Origin of the sequence: Streptomyces maremycinicus, assembly GCF_001184025.1 — a bacterium.
Lineage (GTDB): Bacteria > Actinomycetota > Actinomycetes > Streptomycetales > Streptomycetaceae > Streptomyces > Streptomyces maremycinicus.
Window position 1 is genome coordinate 114,291 of record NZ_BBYG01000008.1, and the last position, 14,673, is coordinate 128,963.

Below are 14,673 nucleotides of genomic sequence, written 5' to 3' on the forward strand. Positions count from 1 at the left end.
CGGACGGGAAGCATGCGCGGGGTGAACACCATCGAGTTCTTCCACTGTCCCTGGGACGAGCGGCCCGCCGCCCCGGTCTGGGGCGCCCGCGTCGACGGTGTCGATCTGCGGGCGCTGACCGCCTGGGCGACACGGGAGCTGTGGCGGCCGGAGCTGGAGGGGCAGTTCGAGGACCAGCGACGGGAGTCGGCCGAGCTGATCTGGGGTCAGCACGGCGGGCTGGGCGTGCTCGACTTCACCGACAACCCGTTCCTGCGGACGGCCGACCGGACCCCGCTCCTCGGCTGCCCCTGCGGCATCTGGCAGTGCTGGCCCCTCATGGCCCGCCTCGCCATGACGCCCACGACGGTCACCTGGTCCGGCTTCCACTACCCGGAGCGCGAGGAGTGGGGCGAACTGCCCCTGGGCCCTTTCGTCTTCGAGCGGCAGGCCTACGAGGAGGCGCTCAGCGCGCCGGAGGTGTCGGCGGCGGACCCGCTGGGCCCGGCCCCGGGGTCCTTGGGCTGCGTTCCCTGATCCTTCTCGGCGGCGACGGCGGCGGCGGACAGGAGGGTCGCACCGGCGAGACCGCCCCAGAGCGCGGCCGGTCCGTGGGGTGCGAGAGCCGTGATGACCGCCGGGGACACGGCGAGGCCGAAGCCCGTGGACAGCTCGAAACGGGCGAGGGTACGGCCCAGGGCGTGGGCCGGGGCCAGCACGGTGACGAGCGCGGTGGCGCTGCCGGCGTAGATGATCTCGCCGAGGGTGCAGACCAGGGACACCGCGGCGACGGCCGGGGCGCCCCAGCCGTGCCCCGGCGAGGCGGCCACGAGAAAGGTCAGGTAGGACACGGTGAGCACCACACCGGCGAGCGCCAGCACGCTCAGCCGGGAGACCTTCGCGGAACGGCTGCTCGCCGACCCGGCCGCCGTACGGGCGCGGGTGCGCGACACCCTCGAACAGTGCGGGGCGGCCTTCTTCGACGCCGCCTGGGCGGGCGCCGCCGTGCGTATCGCCACCGACCTGCGCGTGAAGAACGACCTGCTGAGGCGCCAGGGCATCGGGGCGGCCCTCGCCGCCGTCTCCGACGCGGTCACCCTGGCACCGGACGGCGACTGCGTCATCGTCGACAAGCTCCAGGACAAGGCGACCTCCGCGCACCCGCGCGGCGGCCTCCCGCACCCGCCGGTGACAGCCCGAACGTCGCTCCCGCAGCAGCTTCAGCATCTTGCCCAGGGCCGTGAGCAGCCCTGTCGTCCTGTCGGCCTCCGCCGGTGTCTCCGGCCTGCGGTCCTCCGTCACGTGCGCCACCGCTCTCCCGCCTCCGTGGGCACGGCCGACGACCCGTACGTCTGCCCCACCGCAGCCGTACAACTACGCAGAGTCGCCGGGCCACTCCTGGTCAGGGTAGGGACAACCGGCCACGCTCAGTCAGGTGAACTCCGAAATCTCCACCCAGATCTCCACCCAGATCTCCACCCGGGAACCCGCCCGGGACACCCCGCTCGGTGAGCTGCGCCTGCGCCTCGGCGCGACGCCGCGCGTGCCCGGCTGGCCCGGCGTCTCACCGGTCACCAGCTCACGGCCTGGGGGTATCCGCACGACGGCGACGCACCACACCGCGCAGCTGGTGGTCGCGGAGCTGGCCGCCAACGCCGTCACGCACGGACGGGTCCCGGGCCGGGACTTCGAGCTGCGGCTCCGGCTGCTCCCGGAGGACGCGCTGCGTGTCGAGGTGAGCGACGCCCGCTCCGACCGGCGGCTGCGGATCGTCACGAACCCGGAGGAGGAGGGCGGCCGGGGACTGATCCTCGTCCGGGTGCTGGCCCGGACGTGGGGTGTCGCGGAGCGGGACGTCGGCAGGACGGTCTGGGCCGAACTGCCGCTCCGTCCCCGACCGCACCGGACGCTCGGCGGCGCGGCCCCGCATGCGCCCCGCGGAACCTAGGGGTGCGAGGGGTGCCGGTACGGGGTGAGTGTCTCGGCCAGCCGGTCCAGGAACTGGGTGACGAGGTCGAGGCCCGGCCCCTCGCGGGCGATCCGGAACCCGTGGCGGCGCCCGTGGAAGGCGGCCTGGACGAGGTGGAGGTGGGCCCAGCGGCGGGTGCGTTCGCGGTCGAGCCCGGCGGCCTCGGCGAAGTGGTCCAGGATGCGGTGGGCGGCCCGGCGCAGATCTCCGTCGCCGTGCCGCATGACGTGCTGGAAGATCAGCGGCTTGAGCAGGGTGCCCCCGTCGTACGCGGGGTCCCCGACCCATCCCTTGGGGTCGACGGCGAGCCACGGCTCCCGTTCGGCGCGCAGGATGTTCTTGGCGTGCAGATCCCCGTGCACCAGCAGATCGGGCTGGCCGCGCCCGAGCTCCCGTACGGTGTCCAGGGCCGCGTCGACGGTCCGCGCGGGCAGGGCCTGGTCGAACTCGGCCTGGTCGAGGAGCAGTTGTCGCCGCCACCCGCCGGCCTTGTCGCTCAGCCGGGGCAGGCCGTCCGGCGCGGGAACGGCGAGCCGCCGGCTGATCCGCCCGGCGACGGCGGCGACCTCCCCGGTGTCCTCGACCTCGGCGAGGGACGACTCGCGCACCCGCTCCAGCAGCATCGCGAAGCGCGCGTCGTCCCGCTCGTAGAGCCGCACGGCCCCCTGCCCGCCCCAGGCGGCGAAGGCGTCGGGTTCGTGGACGTTGCCCGGGTGCGGGAAGGAGACCTTGATGACGGCGCGGATCCGGTCGGCGCTCCGCCGTACGGGGACGACGATCCCGACCCCGCCGTGCAGGACCTCACCGTCGGGCGCGCAGCCCCAGCGATCGAGCAACTCGGCCACCAGCGCGGGGAGTCCCTCGACCCAGCCCGCCCCGCGCTTCCCCTCCCGCTGGACGGTGCTGTTCACGAAGGCCTGCGGTACCTCGATCATGGCCCCATTGTGCCGGGACCGCCGCCCGCGGATCAGCGGCTCGGACGGGTGCCGCGCGCGGCGGTCTCGCTGTCGGGGTGCAGGGGGAAGATCTGGTCGAGGCCGACGATGCGCAGGATGCGCAGGGTGTTGGCCGGGACGGCGGCCAGCGCGATGTCCGCGTGGGCGGCCTGGGCGTGGTGGTGGGCCGCGATCAGCGCCGTGATGCCACTGGAGTCGCAGAAGTCCATGCCGGCCAGGTCCAGGACGAGGCGCTGGCCCGGCTGGAGGGTCAGCGTGGTGAGCAGCTCACGCAGCTCGCCTGCGTTCGCGTAGTCGAGGTCGCCGAGAACCGCCAGGACGGGACCGGTCGCCGTGTCTCGGGTGGTGATCTTCAGCGGGCTCATCGCGTGCTCTTCGTCGCCGGGTCGGGGTCGGTGTCGGGGTGGGAGTCGGGCCGGGGGGCGGGGGCGGGGACACCGAGCGCGAGCAGGGCGGTGTCGTCGTCGAGTCCGTCGCCGAACTCCTCCAGCAGGACGGTCAGTGCCTGGACGACGGCCCGCGGGGACCGGCCGGCGTGCTGGGCGGCGAAGGCGCGCAGCGCCTCGTCCCCGTACAGGCTGCCCCGGTCCTCGCCGGTCCGGGCCTCGGTGAGCCCGTCGGTGTAGAGCAGGAGGGTGTCGCCGGGCGCGAGGACCGTGGTCGCGGCGACGAAACGCGCGTCGGGCAGGACACCGACGAGGAGACCGCCCGGGGTGGGCAGGAAGTCGGCCGTGCCTTCGGCCCGCAGGACGAGCACCGGAGGGTGCCCGCCCGAGGCGAGCCGGACGGCGACCAGTCCGGTCGCGGGGTCGGGTTCGAGGACCCCGAAGACGGCGGTGCAGTACCGCGGATCACCGCCGGCCGCGTACCGCTCGTGCAGCACCTTGTTGAGGGTCGACAGGGCCGCGACCGGGTCGGAGTCGTGCAGAGCCGCCGCCCGCAGGGTGTAGCGGGTCAGCGAGGTGACGGCGGCGGCCTGGGGACCCTTGCCGCACACATCGCCGAGGAAGAACGCGAAGCGTTTGCCGTCCACCGGGAAGACGTCGTAGAAGTCGCCGCCGAGCCGGTCGGGGGAGGCCGTGCAGTAGTGGGCGGCCGTCTCCACCCCGGGCACCGGCGGCAGGGTGGCGGGCAGCAGCGACTGCTGGAGCACCGCGAGGGCCTCCTGAAGCCTGGCGCGGTCGGCCTCCGCCTGCTTGCGCGCCTCTTCGGCCGCCTTCCGGCCGCGCAGCAGTTCCTCCTCGTAGGCGCGGCGGTCCCGGGCGTCGAACACGGTGGTGCGGATCATCAGCGGCTCGCCGCCGCCGCCGTACTTGACCACGGACGAGACCAGCACCGGCATCCGGGCGCCGTCGGCCTGCTTCATCTCCAGGGCGATGCCGCCGATGCGGCCCTGCATGCGCAGCAGCGGCTCGAAATGGGTCTCGTGGTAGAGCCTGCCGCCCACGGTCAGCAGATCGGTGAACCGCATCCGGCCCACCACCGCCTCCCGCTCCAGGCCGAGCCAGTCCAGCAGGGTGGTGTTGATCTTCGCGATGGTGCCGTCCATCAGCATGGACAGGTATCCGCAGGGCGCGCTCTCGTACAGGTCCTCGGCGCTGTCCTCCAGCAGTTCGGCGAACGCCGCGTCCGAGGTCTTCCCGTTGTCGGCGTCGGCCGGGTCGGGCTGCCGGCCCGTTCGGCACATCACAGCAGCCCCGCGAGGAAGCCGGTGATCGCCGCGTTGGTGGCCTCGGGCGCGGACAGGTGCGGGCAGTGCCCGGTGGCGTCGAGAGTGATCAGCGTCGAGCCGGGGATCGCCCGGTGGACGAAGGCGCCGACCTCCGGGGGCGCGATGGCGTCGCGGGTGCAGTCCAGGACCAGCGTCGGCACCCGGACGCTCTTCAGGTCGTCGCGCGAGTCCGACAGGAACGTCGTCCGGGCGAAGACGCGCGCCATGTCCGGGTCGGTGGCGCAGAAGCTGTTCTTCAGCTCCTCACCGAGTGCGGGCCGCTCCGCGTTGCCCATGATCACCGGGGCCATCACCGCCGACCAGCCCAGGTAGTTCGACTCCAGCGACGTCAGCAGCTCGTCGATGTCCGGCGCGCTGAAGCCGCCCCGGTAGTCCTCGTCGTCGATGTAACGCGGGGACGGGGCGATCATCACCAGCGCCCCGATGCGCTCCGGTGCCAGGTCGGCGGCCAGCACGCCGATCATCGCGCTGACCGAGTGCCCCACGAACACCGCGTCGCTGAGGTCGAGCGCCTCGCACACCTCCACCACGTCCCGCGCGTAACCGTCGAGCGAGCTGTAGCGCTCCTCCGAGAACGCGGACAGATCCGATCGGCCCGCCCCCACGTAGTCGAACAGCACCACCCGGTACTTCTCGGCCAGGGCGGGCACCGTGAGACGCCACATGTTCTGATCACACCCGAACCCGTGTGCCAGCACCACGGTCCGCCCCTGCGGGTTACCGGTGACGGTGACGTTGTTCCTGCGATCGGTGTCCATACCCTCCAGTTTCCCAAAGCTCACGGCTCACTCGGGTACCCGGGCGATCAGGAAGGCATGGGGGGTCGACTCGCCGAGGCCGGGGTCCGGCTCCCGCACGGTGCGCGACAGCATCGCGAATCCGGCCGCCGTGAGCAGCGCGGCCATCTGTTCCGGGCGGCGCCGCTCGAAGTCGATGGCGACCGGGTGGCCCCAGGGCTGGTCGTAGTGGCGCGGTTCGTCGCCGACCTGGAAGGCGAGGAGGAGATGACCGCCGGGTGCGAGCACCCGGTGGAACTCGGCGAAGAGGGCGGGCAGCTCGTCCACAGGGGTGTGGATGGAGGAGTAGAAGGAGACGACGCCGGCCAGACTCCCGTCGGCGAAGTCCAGCTCCAGCATCGAGCCCTGCTCGAAGCGGATCGCCGGGTTCTCGCGGCGGGCGATCGCGAGCATCGACTCCGACAGGTCGAGCCCGGAGATGTCCAGCCCCCGCGAGGCCAGGAACCCCGTCGACCGGCCGGGCCCGCACCCGAGGTCCGCCACCCGCCCACCGGCCCCGACGAGCTCGGCGTACGCGGTGAGGACGGCCCGCTCCAGCGGCCTGGCCACCAGCTCGTCACGGAAGCGCTCGGCGTAGTCCTCGGCGATGGCGTCGTAGAAGGTGCGGGTGACGACGACGAAGCCGGGCGCGTCGGAGGCGGCCCGCGAGGCGGTGGCGACCGGGTCCGGTGCGGTGGAGATGGGGGTGGACGGGGAGGCGGGGCCGGGGTTCGTGATGTCGGTCATGGGCGGGGAGCTTAGGAGGCACCACCGACAGCGGGGGCGGTTCCACGCCACGCCGGCCAGCGGCACCCCGACCGTGCCGACGGGAAAAGGCAGGAGCCCCGTGCCGACCGGCACAGGGCTCCTTGGGTACTGCTCTCAGACTTGCGATCTCAGGGTTCTGAAGATCAGACGGGGGTGACGTTCTCCGCCTGGGGACCCTTCGGGCCCTGCGTCACGTCGAAGGAGACCTGCTGGTTCTCCTCGAGCGAGCGGAAACCCTGCGCGTTGATCGCGGAGTAGTGGACGAAGACGTCGGGGCCGCCGCCTTCTTGGGCGATGAAGCCAAAGCCCTTTTCGGCGTTGAACCACTTCACGGTTCCGGTAGCCATAAGCCCTCCTTGGGCCCAAAGGGTTGCCCTGCTCCAGAACCCTGCAAGCGTGAAAGCAAGTGCCGCACAACTGCATACGTCTGAAAACGACGAGAGCCCGCGGTTACATGCTCCGCAGGCTCTGTACTGCAAGGGAAACCAAACTGCAACTTGCGGCGAGCCTAGCATGCAGGCACCCGAAAGCAATAGAGGTCAAGATCACGTCACCCGGATGTTTGAAGATCCCCGGAAGGGGTTGACCGAGGGGGTGGAGTGCCCACACTATCCGGCGGGGTCTAGCCTCGCGATGTGGACAATTCTCGCACCCGGCCGCGCGTCGGCCACATCCAGTTCCTCAACTGCCTGCCCCTCTACTGGGGGCTCGCGAGAACCGGCACCCTCCTCGACTTCGAGCTGACGAAGGACACCCCGGAGAAGCTCAGCGAGCGCCTGGTGTCGGGCGACCTCGACATCGGGCCCATCACCCTCGTCGAGTTCCTGAAGAACGCCGACGACCTGGTCGCCTTCCCCGACATCGCCGTCGGCTGCGACGGCCCGGTGATGTCCTGCGTGATCGTCTCCCAGGTCCCGCTGGACGAGCTGGACGGCGCCAGGGTCGCCCTTGGTTCGACCTCACGCACCTCCGTGCGCCTCGCCCAGCTGCTGCTGGCGGACCGTTTCGGCGTGCGGCCGGACTACTACACCTGCCCGCCCGACCTCAGCCTGATGATGCAGGACGCCGAGGCGGCCGTCCTCATCGGGGACGCGGCGCTGCGCGCCAACCTGCTGGACGGACCGAAGTTCGGTCTGGAGGTGCACGACCTCGGGGCGCTCTGGAAGGAGTGGACCGGACTGCCGTTCGTCTTCGCGGTCTGGGCGGCCCGCCGCGAGTACCTGGAGCGCGAGCCGGTCATCACCCGTCAGGTCCACGAGGCCTTCATCGAGTCCCGCAACCTCTCGCTGGAGGAGGTCGGCAAGGTCGCCGAGCAGGCCGCCCGCTGGGAGGAGTTCGACGAGCGGGTGCTCGAGCAGTACTTCACCACCCTCGACTTCCGCTTCGGCGGCCCCCAGCTGGAGGCCGTCGCCGAGTTCGCCCGCCGGGTCGGCCCGACGACGGGCTTCCCGGCGGACGTGAAGGTCGAGCTGCTCCGGCCGTAGCCACGGCACTACGCTGCTGCCGAGTCGCATGGGGCCCCGCGCGGGCGCCTTTCGGGGGAGAGGTGGACGTCCAATGCAGCCGCTCGGAGCCGACGAACCCACGACCGTGGGGCCCTACCGGCTGCTCGGCCGCCTGGGCGCCGGCGGGATGGGCCGTGTCTACCTGGGCCGCAGCGCCGGCGGCCGCACCGTCGCCGTGAAGATCGTGCACCCGCACCTCGCGCTCGACGAGGAGTTCCGCGCCCGCTTCCGGCGCGAGGTCGAGGCCGCGCGGCGGGTCGGCGGCGCCTGGACCGCGCCGGTCCTGGACGCCGACCCGGAGGCGCCGGTGCCCTGGGTCGCCACGGGCTTCGCCGCCGGTCCCTCCCTGGCCGCCGCGGTCGCCTCCGGCGGCGGACCGCTGCCCGAGCACTCCGTACGGGTGCTGGGCGCGGGCCTGGCGGAGGCACTGGGAGCCGTGCACGAACTGGGCCTGGTGCACCGGGACGTGAAACCGTCCAACGTCCTGCTCACGGTGGACGGCCCGCTGCTCATCGACTTCGGCATCGCCCGCGCGACCGACGGCACGGCCTCGCTCACCTCGACCGGCGTCTCGGTCGGCTCACCCGGCTACATGGCTCCCGAGCAGATCCTCGGCAGGGTCGCCTCCGGCGCGGCCGACGTCTTCTCCCTCGGCGCGGTGCTCGCGTACGCGGCGACCGGCCGGCCCCCCTTCCCCGGGGACTCCTCGGCCGCCCTCCTGTACAAGGTCGTCCACGAACAGCCCGAGCTGGGCGAACCGGACAGCGGACTGCGGGGCGAACTCCGGGCGGTGGTCGAGGCCTGTCTTTCCAAGGACCCGGCCGCCCGGCCGGCCCCCGCCGAGGTGGCCCGGCGGCTCGCCCCCGAGGGCGCGGCCCGGCTGGTGGCGGGCGGGTGGCTGCCGGGCGCGCTGGTGGAGCAACTGGGGCGGAGCGCCGTACAGCTGCTGAACCTGGAGGCGACGGGGGCCGGGGCGCAACCGCAGGCGTCCGGGCCGGTGGGGTTCAGCAGTCCGGCCGTCACCTCGGGGAAGTCGGCGGTGGTGCTGGGCGAGTTCGGGCCGCCGCCGGTGATGGGCGGGGGACCCGCCACTCCGGCCGACGCGCCACGCCCGGTCCCCGAGCCCCGTCCCGCCTCCGAGCCGAGGGACGCCGGGCCGGCCGCCACCGGCCCGGACCGGCCGGGCAAGGTCTCCGTGACCGTGGCCGCCACCGCGACCCCGGGGGAGGGCGGGCGCGGGCGGCGGCTGAGCTGCACCGTCGCGCTGGCGGTCGCGGGCGCGATGGCGGCCGTCACGGTCGGGTCGGTGTTCCTGTTCGACCTGCTGCCGGGCGACGACGGCCAAAACGACGCCTCCGGCAGCGACGCCCACTCCTCGGCGCCCGCGAACGGTTCGAGTTCCGGTCCCGCCGCCTCGCAGGCGCCCACCGCGCTCCCGGGCCGCTATGTCGGCACCTGGGAGGGCGAGGGCAGCGGGCTCGGCGGCACCCTCCCGATGGGCACCTTCCGGGTGACGGTCCGACAGGCGAACGTGGGCGACACCCTGGGTCAGCTGCGGCAGACCGACGTGCTCGGCGGCACCTGTGTCGACGTCCTGACGCTGAAGCAGGTGACGGAGAAGGAGGTCGTCGCCACCTCGGTCGGGGCCGAGAGCAACCACAGCGGCTGCAATCCCACGCCCCACACGATCCGGCTCACCCCGACCGGCGACGACCTGACGTACGCCTCGGACAGCGCGGCGGAGGGCAATCCGGTGGCGCGCATGTCGAAGGTCGGACGGTGAACCGGTTCCGGGCCCGTGACGGCTGGGGTCTCGCCGGCGGCGTCCTCTTCCTCGTCGCCGTCCTCGCCGTCCTGCTGTCCGCCCTGGGCCTGTGGAGATGGTTCGTGCGCGTGACCGCACCGGCGCTGGTGGACCTGCCCGGCGGCGGATGGACGGCCGGCGCGCTGCTCGGGCTGCTGTCGGTGGCCGGCTGGGCGGGCGGCGTGTGGTGCTCCGCCCCGGAACGGAACCCGGGGGGCGACGGGGTCCCGGCGCGGATCGGGCTCGCGATCGGGGGAGCGGTCTGCTGGACGGTGGCCTTCGGCGCGGCGATGTACGTCCTCGGCGCCCTGCCCGGCCGCAACTGCCGCTCGGGCGGGGCGATGTGCGCGTACATCCCGGGCACGGGCAGCGCGTTCCTCTCCTACGCCGTCACGGCCGTGCTGCTCGGCGTCCTCCGCCACCGCCTGCGCGCCACCGCGGCCGCGGCCCGGCGCGCGGAGGAGCGGGCCCGCACGAGAAGACTGCGCAAGAAGGGCAAGGGCAGGAGCAGGGCGGCGGGCACGTCATGAGGCCGACTCAGGACCGTGGGGATCGCCGCCGATGACCACACCTCCCGGCGTCCTGGCGCTGGTGACCGTCGCCGCGCTCTGGGGCGCCCTCGCGGGAGCCCTGCTGCCGCGGGCCGCCCACCGGTTCTCCGTCCCGTGGGAGGAGCGGGACGGCGGCTGGCGGGCGGCCTGCCCGGGCGGGCATCCGATCCGGGGGTGGCTCGGACCGGCGCGGTGCGCCCGGTGTGCCGAGCGGCGTTCCGGGCGCCCGGCGGACGCGGGCCCCGCGGCCCCCGCCGCCCCGTACGCGTCCGGTGCCGTCCGGCTCCCCCTGCTCACCGCCGTCGTCTGCGCCGCGCTCGCCGCCGCGACCGGGGTCCGGCCCGAACTCGTCGTCTGGCTGCTGCTCGCGCCGGCCGGGGTGCTGCTGGCCGCCGTCGACCTGCGGGTGCGCCGGCTGCCCGATCCGCTCACCCTGCCGCTCGCCGCCGCCGCGCTCGCCCTGCTGGGCCCCGCCGCGCTGCTGCCCGAGCACGCAGGCCACTGGACGACGGCCCTGCTGGGCGCGCTCGCCCTCGGCACCGGATATCTCGCGCTGCATCTCGCCAACCCCGGCGGCATGGCCTTCGGCGACGTGAAGCTTGCGCTCTCGATGGGCGCCGTCCTCGGCTGGTACGGCTGGGCGACGGTGATGCTGGGTACGTTCGCCGCGTTCCTGCTCGGGGCGCTGTACGGCGGCGCGCTCGCCGTCGCGGGACGGGCCGGCCGCCGGACGATGATCGCCTTCGGCCCCTTCATGCTCGCCGGGACCCTCGCCGGGCTGCTCGTCGGTGCGTACGCGGCCTGACGTCCGGGTGCCGGGACCCCTGGCGTAGGCTGGTTCGGTCCGCCCACAACCCTTGACGAAAGGGACCATCCGGTGCCCGAGAAGGCCGACCTCCAGTCTGTGCTCGACCGTGCCGCGGACGGCGGGCGGATCACCCCGGAAGAGGCCCTCGACCTCTACCGCGACGCCTCCCTGCACGCGCTCGGCGCCGCCGCCGACGCCGTGCGCCGCCGCATGTACGCGGGCACCGAGCACATCGCCACGTACATCATCGAGCGGAACATCAACTACACGAACGTGTGCGTCACGGCGTGCAGGTTCTGCGCCTTCTACGCCGCCCCCAAGGACACCGCCAAGGGCTGGACGCGCGACCTCGACGACATCCTGCGGCGGTGCGCCGAGACCGTCGAGCTCGGCGGCACCCAGATCATGTTCCAGGGCGGCCACCACCCGGACTACGGGGTGGAGTACTACGAGAAGCACTTCGCGGCCATCAAGGAGGCGTTCCCTCAACTGGTGATCCACTCGCTGGGAGCGTCCGAGGTCGAGCACATGGCGCGCATCTCGAAGGTCACCGTCGAGGAGGCCATCACCCGGATCCACGCGGCCGGGCTCGACTCCTTCGCAGGCGCCGGCGCCGAGCTGCTCCCCGCCCGTCCCCGCAAGGCCATCGCCCCGCTCAAGGAGTCCGGCGAGCGCTGGCTGGAGATCATGGAGACCGCGCACGGCCTGGGCGTCGAGTCGACGTCCACCATGCTGATGGGCACCGGCGAGACCAACGCCGAACGCATCGAGCACCTGCGGATGATCCGTGACGTGCAGGACCGGACGGGCGGCTTCCGGGCCTTCATCCCGTACACGTACCAGCCCGAGAACAACCACCTGAAGGGCCGCACCCAGACGACCCTCTTCGAGTACCTGCGGATGATCGCGATCGCCCGCCTGTTCTTCGACAACGTCCGTCACATCCAGGGCTCGTGGCTGACGACCGGCAAGGAGGTCGGCCAGCTCTCCCTGCACTACGGCGCGGACGACCTCGGCTCGATCATGCTGGAGGAGAACGTCGTCTCGTCGGCCGGCGCCAAGCACCGCTCCAACCGCCTCGAGATCATCGACCTGATCCGGAAGGCGGGCCGGGTCCCGGCCCAGCGCGCGACGACGTACGAGCACCTCGTCGTGCACGACGACCCGGCGAACGACCCGGTGGACGAGCGGGTCATGTCGCACATCTCGTCGACCGCGATCGCCGGCGGCACCGCCCACCCCGAACTGAAGCTCCTCACCTCCAACTAGGGCCCTCTTGCTGACGATCCACGCCGACTCCAGGGGCCGCGCGCTCGCCGTCGAGGGCCCCCGGATCGCCGGGGCAGGCCCGCTGGAGCAACTCGTCGCCGCGTACCCGTCGGCACGGGTGCGCCGGTGGCCGGGCATCCTGACGCCCGGTCTGGTCAACCCGCACGGCACGGAGTTGCTGGCCGGGGCCTATCACCCCGACCCGCGCGAGGCCGCCGAGCTGGGCACCGAGCCGCTGACCGGGGACGCGCTCGACGCGCTGGCCCCGGACGAAGCCCGCTGGGGCGCGAGCGCCCGGCGCGGTGTGCAGCGCATGCTCGCCCACGGCACGGTCGCGGTGGCCTGCGGGGAACTGCGCCGGCGCGCGGTGCGGGACGCCGTGGCCCGCTCCGGTCTCGCGGTCGTCGCCCGGCCCGCGGCGGGTCCCGGCGGGGTGCCCTCGCTGGACCCGTACGCCTGCGGTCTGCCGGTGGAGTTCGCCCCGCCCCGCGAGCGCGGCTCCGCCGCCCGCTTCGCCGTCTTCGACGTACCCGACGAGGCGGCCCTGTCGACCCGGGGCGCGGGAACCTGCGTGGCCACGGTGATCGAGGGCCGCCTGGTGTACCGGAGGCGATGACCCCCGCCCTCCAGGGGCGCGGGGCTGTGACATCGTGCGGCTGCGCCGCGTGAGCGCGCCCGGCCGCGACGGACCGGCCGCGACGGACCGGCCGCGACGGACCGGCCGCGACGGACCGGCGGCGACGGACCGGCGGCCGGCACGGGACCGGACCCGCGCGTCCTACTCCGAGAACGCCTCGGCGAACGCGCCCGCACTCTGCTCGACCCCACTGCAATTGGTCAACGCGTCATCCGAGGCGGAGCCGTCCTCGCACTGCTGGTCGCGGAACGTCGACCACATGGAGACCCAGGAGATGCCCTTCTCCTCGGCGAACGTCCGCACCTCCGCCGCGTCCGCGAGCGTGAACGTCTCGTTGTCGACGTCGTTGGTGCCGATCATCGAGGTGAGCGCCATCCCCTTCCAGGCGTCGGCGTCCGTCGTCCCGAAGATCTTCTTGAGCTGTGCCTGCGCCGCCGTCGCCGAGGTGATCGCGTATCCGCCCATGTCCCCGGCGTACGACTCGCCGTAGTTCATCGTCATGAGGTTGACGGTGGAGACCTGGACGTCGTACTTGTTCGCGGACGTCAGCAGCGCCAGGCTGTCCGCGTCCAGCCCGGAGGGCATCACCGGGAGGGTGAAGGACACCTCGAGGTCCGGGCGTTCCTCCTGGAGGGCCGCGATCGCCCGGGACCGCAGGGCGACCGAGTCGGCGTCGGTCAGTTCGTCGCCCTCGATGTCGAAGTCGGCCTGGCTGGAGCCGGCCGCGTCGAGCGCCTCGCCGTACGCCCGGGTGAGTTCGGACACGCTGTCACAGGTGGCCGCCAGCTCCTTGCCCGAGGCCCCGCCGAAGGAGACGCGGGCCGTGGCGCCCGAGGCGGTCAGCGCCGAGATCCGGGACTTCACGGCGGAGTCCCCGATGGCGTTCGTGCCGTTCCACTTCGGCGTACAGCCGCTGCCGCCGGAGATGACGAACGCCAGGTTGTACGTCGCCGGTGAGCCGGCCGAGTCGTTGTCATTGGCCTCCACCGCGCTCACGTAGGGCGCGTAGGAGGTGCCGGTACTCGATGGTGTGGCGCTGCTCGACGGCGACGGACTGCTCGCCTGTTCGCTCTCCGCGGGTGCTGCCGCGTCCGACGTGCTGTCGGACCCCGCGGAGCATCCTGTAACGGCCAGGGCAAACAGGCAGGTGACCCCGGCCATCGGCCTCAGGAAACTCCTCATTGCGTATGCACCCGCTCTCGTGATTTCTGTCTCAGCATGGAAACAAAGTGCGTTTCCCAAATGGAAATGTCTCACAAGTGGGCGGCTCGCGCGGGAACAGTGAACACACAGACAGGTCATGGAAATAAGCGTGCAAAACATGATAAGTAACCGCCTAAAAGGGATAATCAACCCTCCCTTGTCGGGCAGGTGCCGTGCGGGTGATTCGGGCATCTCTCAGGGAAGAGACAGGTTCACCTGTTTCTCATGGGTTGCTCACAACAGACGCAGAGTTTGTGCCACATAAAGGCTCTCTAATATCCGTGGAATGCAATCCGAGCCTGCCATCGAAAGCCGTGCCGCTGCTCGCGGCAGCCGTCGCAGCCGCAAACGTGACGACGCCTCCGCCGAGGGGCCCGTGTTCGTTGACAACTCCGGACGCAGGTCCAAGCTGCTGCGCCGGATCGGCCTCCTCATGGGGGTCGGCTGTCTTGTGTACGCCGTCGTCCTCGGCGCGGCCTTCATGGGCTGGGGCACCTCCCTGGCCCCGTCCTCCCTGCTGCCCTTCGGCAACGGAGGCCCGGGCGGTGCGCAGAACTCCGGCCCCGGTGGCTACCAGCCGCAGGGCGGTATCGGCACCCCGCCCTCGATGCCCACCGGCACTCCGCCCTCGGGCGTCGCCACCGGCGAGCCGCCGAGCTCCGCCCCGACCGCGACCGCGACCGCCTCCGCGGCCGCCAACTGACCGGAGTTCAGGC

At 72.6% G+C, this 14,673-nt stretch carries 15 protein-coding genes and 3 pseudogenes; 10 read left to right on the forward strand and 8 right to left on the reverse strand.

What is annotated here, in order from left to right; translation table 11 throughout:
* Window positions 1-21: 21 nt before the first annotated feature.
* On the forward strand, window positions 22-516 hold the full coding sequence (locus tag AOQ37_RS00595; protein WP_062640055.1) for a hypothetical protein: 495 nt from the start codon (window positions 22-24) through the stop codon (window positions 514-516).
* On the opposite strand, the pseudogene AOQ37_RS00600 reads toward AOQ37_RS00595, so the two are convergent.
* Window positions 432-872: pseudogene (locus AOQ37_RS00600) on the reverse strand (MFS transporter); the annotation flags it as partial. The gene AOQ37_RS00595 and the pseudogene AOQ37_RS00600 overlap by 85 nt on opposite strands.
* Between AOQ37_RS00600 and AOQ37_RS41970 the strand changes: the two are divergent.
* Both AOQ37_RS41970 and AOQ37_RS00605 read left to right on the forward strand, forming a co-directional pair.
* Window positions 871-1,149: pseudogene (locus tag AOQ37_RS41970) on the forward strand (DUF5937 family protein); the annotation flags it as partial. The pseudogenes AOQ37_RS00600 and AOQ37_RS41970 overlap by 2 nt on opposite strands.
* Window positions 1,150-1,438: 289 nt before the next feature.
* A pseudogene (locus AOQ37_RS00605) lies at window positions 1,439-1,927 on the forward strand (ATP-binding protein).
* Here AOQ37_RS00605 and AOQ37_RS00610 read toward each other — a convergent pair.
* The 6 genes from AOQ37_RS00610 to AOQ37_RS00635 form a co-directional block, all read right to left on the reverse strand.
* Window positions 1,924-2,883: an aminoglycoside phosphotransferase family protein gene (locus AOQ37_RS00610; protein WP_062640057.1), complete on the reverse strand. Its 960-nt coding sequence runs from the start codon at window positions 2,881-2,883 to the stop codon at window positions 1,924-1,926. The pseudogene AOQ37_RS00605 and the gene AOQ37_RS00610 sit on opposite strands and share 4 nt — an antisense overlap.
* A gap of 32 nt (window positions 2,884-2,915) precedes the next feature.
* Window positions 2,916-3,269, reverse strand: coding sequence for an STAS domain-containing protein (locus AOQ37_RS00615; protein ID WP_062640059.1), 354 nt, complete (start codon window positions 3,267-3,269; stop codon window positions 2,916-2,918).
* A complete protein-coding gene (locus tag AOQ37_RS00620; protein WP_062640061.1) occupies window positions 3,266-4,591 on the reverse strand; it encodes a PP2C family protein-serine/threonine phosphatase in 1,326 nt (441 codons plus the stop codon). Before AOQ37_RS00620 ends, AOQ37_RS00615 begins: the two co-directional genes overlap by 4 nt.
* On the reverse strand, window positions 4,591-5,394 hold the full coding sequence (locus tag AOQ37_RS00625; RefSeq protein ID WP_062640063.1) for an alpha/beta fold hydrolase: 804 nt from the start codon (window positions 5,392-5,394) through the stop codon (window positions 4,591-4,593). Before AOQ37_RS00625 ends, AOQ37_RS00620 begins: the two co-directional genes overlap by 1 nt.
* Window positions 5,395-5,421: 27 nt before the next feature.
* Complete coding sequence (locus tag AOQ37_RS00630) at window positions 5,422-6,159, reverse strand: class I SAM-dependent DNA methyltransferase (RefSeq protein WP_078889922.1); 738 nt, start codon at window positions 6,157-6,159, stop codon at window positions 5,422-5,424.
* Window positions 6,160-6,323: 164 nt separating this feature from the next.
* Window positions 6,324-6,527, reverse strand: coding sequence for a cold-shock protein (locus AOQ37_RS00635; protein WP_003974443.1), 204 nt, complete (start codon window positions 6,525-6,527; stop codon window positions 6,324-6,326).
* A gap of 288 nt (window positions 6,528-6,815) precedes the next feature.
* On the opposite strand from AOQ37_RS00635, the gene AOQ37_RS00640 reads away from it, so the two are divergent.
* From AOQ37_RS00640 to AOQ37_RS00665, 6 genes are all read left to right on the forward strand, one after another.
* A complete protein-coding gene (locus AOQ37_RS00640) occupies window positions 6,816-7,664 on the forward strand; it encodes a menaquinone biosynthetic enzyme MqnA/MqnD family protein (RefSeq protein ID WP_062640065.1) in 849 nt (282 codons plus the stop codon).
* 73 nt (window positions 7,665-7,737) lie between these two features.
* Window positions 7,738-9,468 carry a serine/threonine protein kinase gene (locus AOQ37_RS00645; protein ID WP_062640067.1) on the forward strand — a complete coding sequence of 577 codons (1,731 nt, stop codon included), beginning with the start codon at window positions 7,738-7,740 and terminating at the stop codon, window positions 9,466-9,468.
* Window positions 9,465-10,019 carry a hypothetical protein gene (locus tag AOQ37_RS00650; protein WP_062640069.1) on the forward strand — a complete coding sequence of 185 codons (555 nt, stop codon included), beginning with the start codon at window positions 9,465-9,467 and terminating at the stop codon, window positions 10,017-10,019. Before AOQ37_RS00645 ends, AOQ37_RS00650 begins: the two co-directional genes overlap by 4 nt.
* A gap of 31 nt (window positions 10,020-10,050) precedes the next feature.
* Window positions 10,051-10,845 (forward strand): prepilin peptidase, encoded by a 795-nt coding sequence (locus AOQ37_RS00655; RefSeq protein WP_062640071.1) that lies wholly within the window; start codon window positions 10,051-10,053, stop codon window positions 10,843-10,845.
* Window positions 10,846-10,917: 72 nt separating this feature from the next.
* Window positions 10,918-12,117, forward strand: coding sequence for a cyclic dehypoxanthinyl futalosine synthase (mqnC, locus tag AOQ37_RS00660; RefSeq protein WP_062640073.1), 1,200 nt, complete (start codon window positions 10,918-10,920; stop codon window positions 12,115-12,117).
* 7 nt (window positions 12,118-12,124) lie between these two features.
* A complete protein-coding gene (locus tag AOQ37_RS00665) occupies window positions 12,125-12,733 on the forward strand; it encodes an amidohydrolase family protein (RefSeq protein ID WP_062640075.1) in 609 nt (202 codons plus the stop codon).
* Between the two features lie 162 nt (window positions 12,734-12,895).
* Here AOQ37_RS00665 and AOQ37_RS00670 read toward each other — a convergent pair whose 3' ends face one another.
* Window positions 12,896-13,936, reverse strand: a complete 1,041-nt coding sequence (locus AOQ37_RS00670; protein WP_199824904.1) for a chitinase — start codon at window positions 13,934-13,936, stop codon at window positions 12,896-12,898.
* A gap of 307 nt (window positions 13,937-14,243) precedes the next feature.
* Here AOQ37_RS00670 and AOQ37_RS00675 point away from each other — a divergent pair, with 307 nt between their 5' ends.
* Window positions 14,244-14,660 (forward strand): hypothetical protein, encoded by a 417-nt coding sequence (locus AOQ37_RS00675; protein WP_078889923.1) that lies wholly within the window; start codon window positions 14,244-14,246, stop codon window positions 14,658-14,660.
* The last annotated feature ends 13 nt before the right edge of the window (window positions 14,661-14,673 follow it).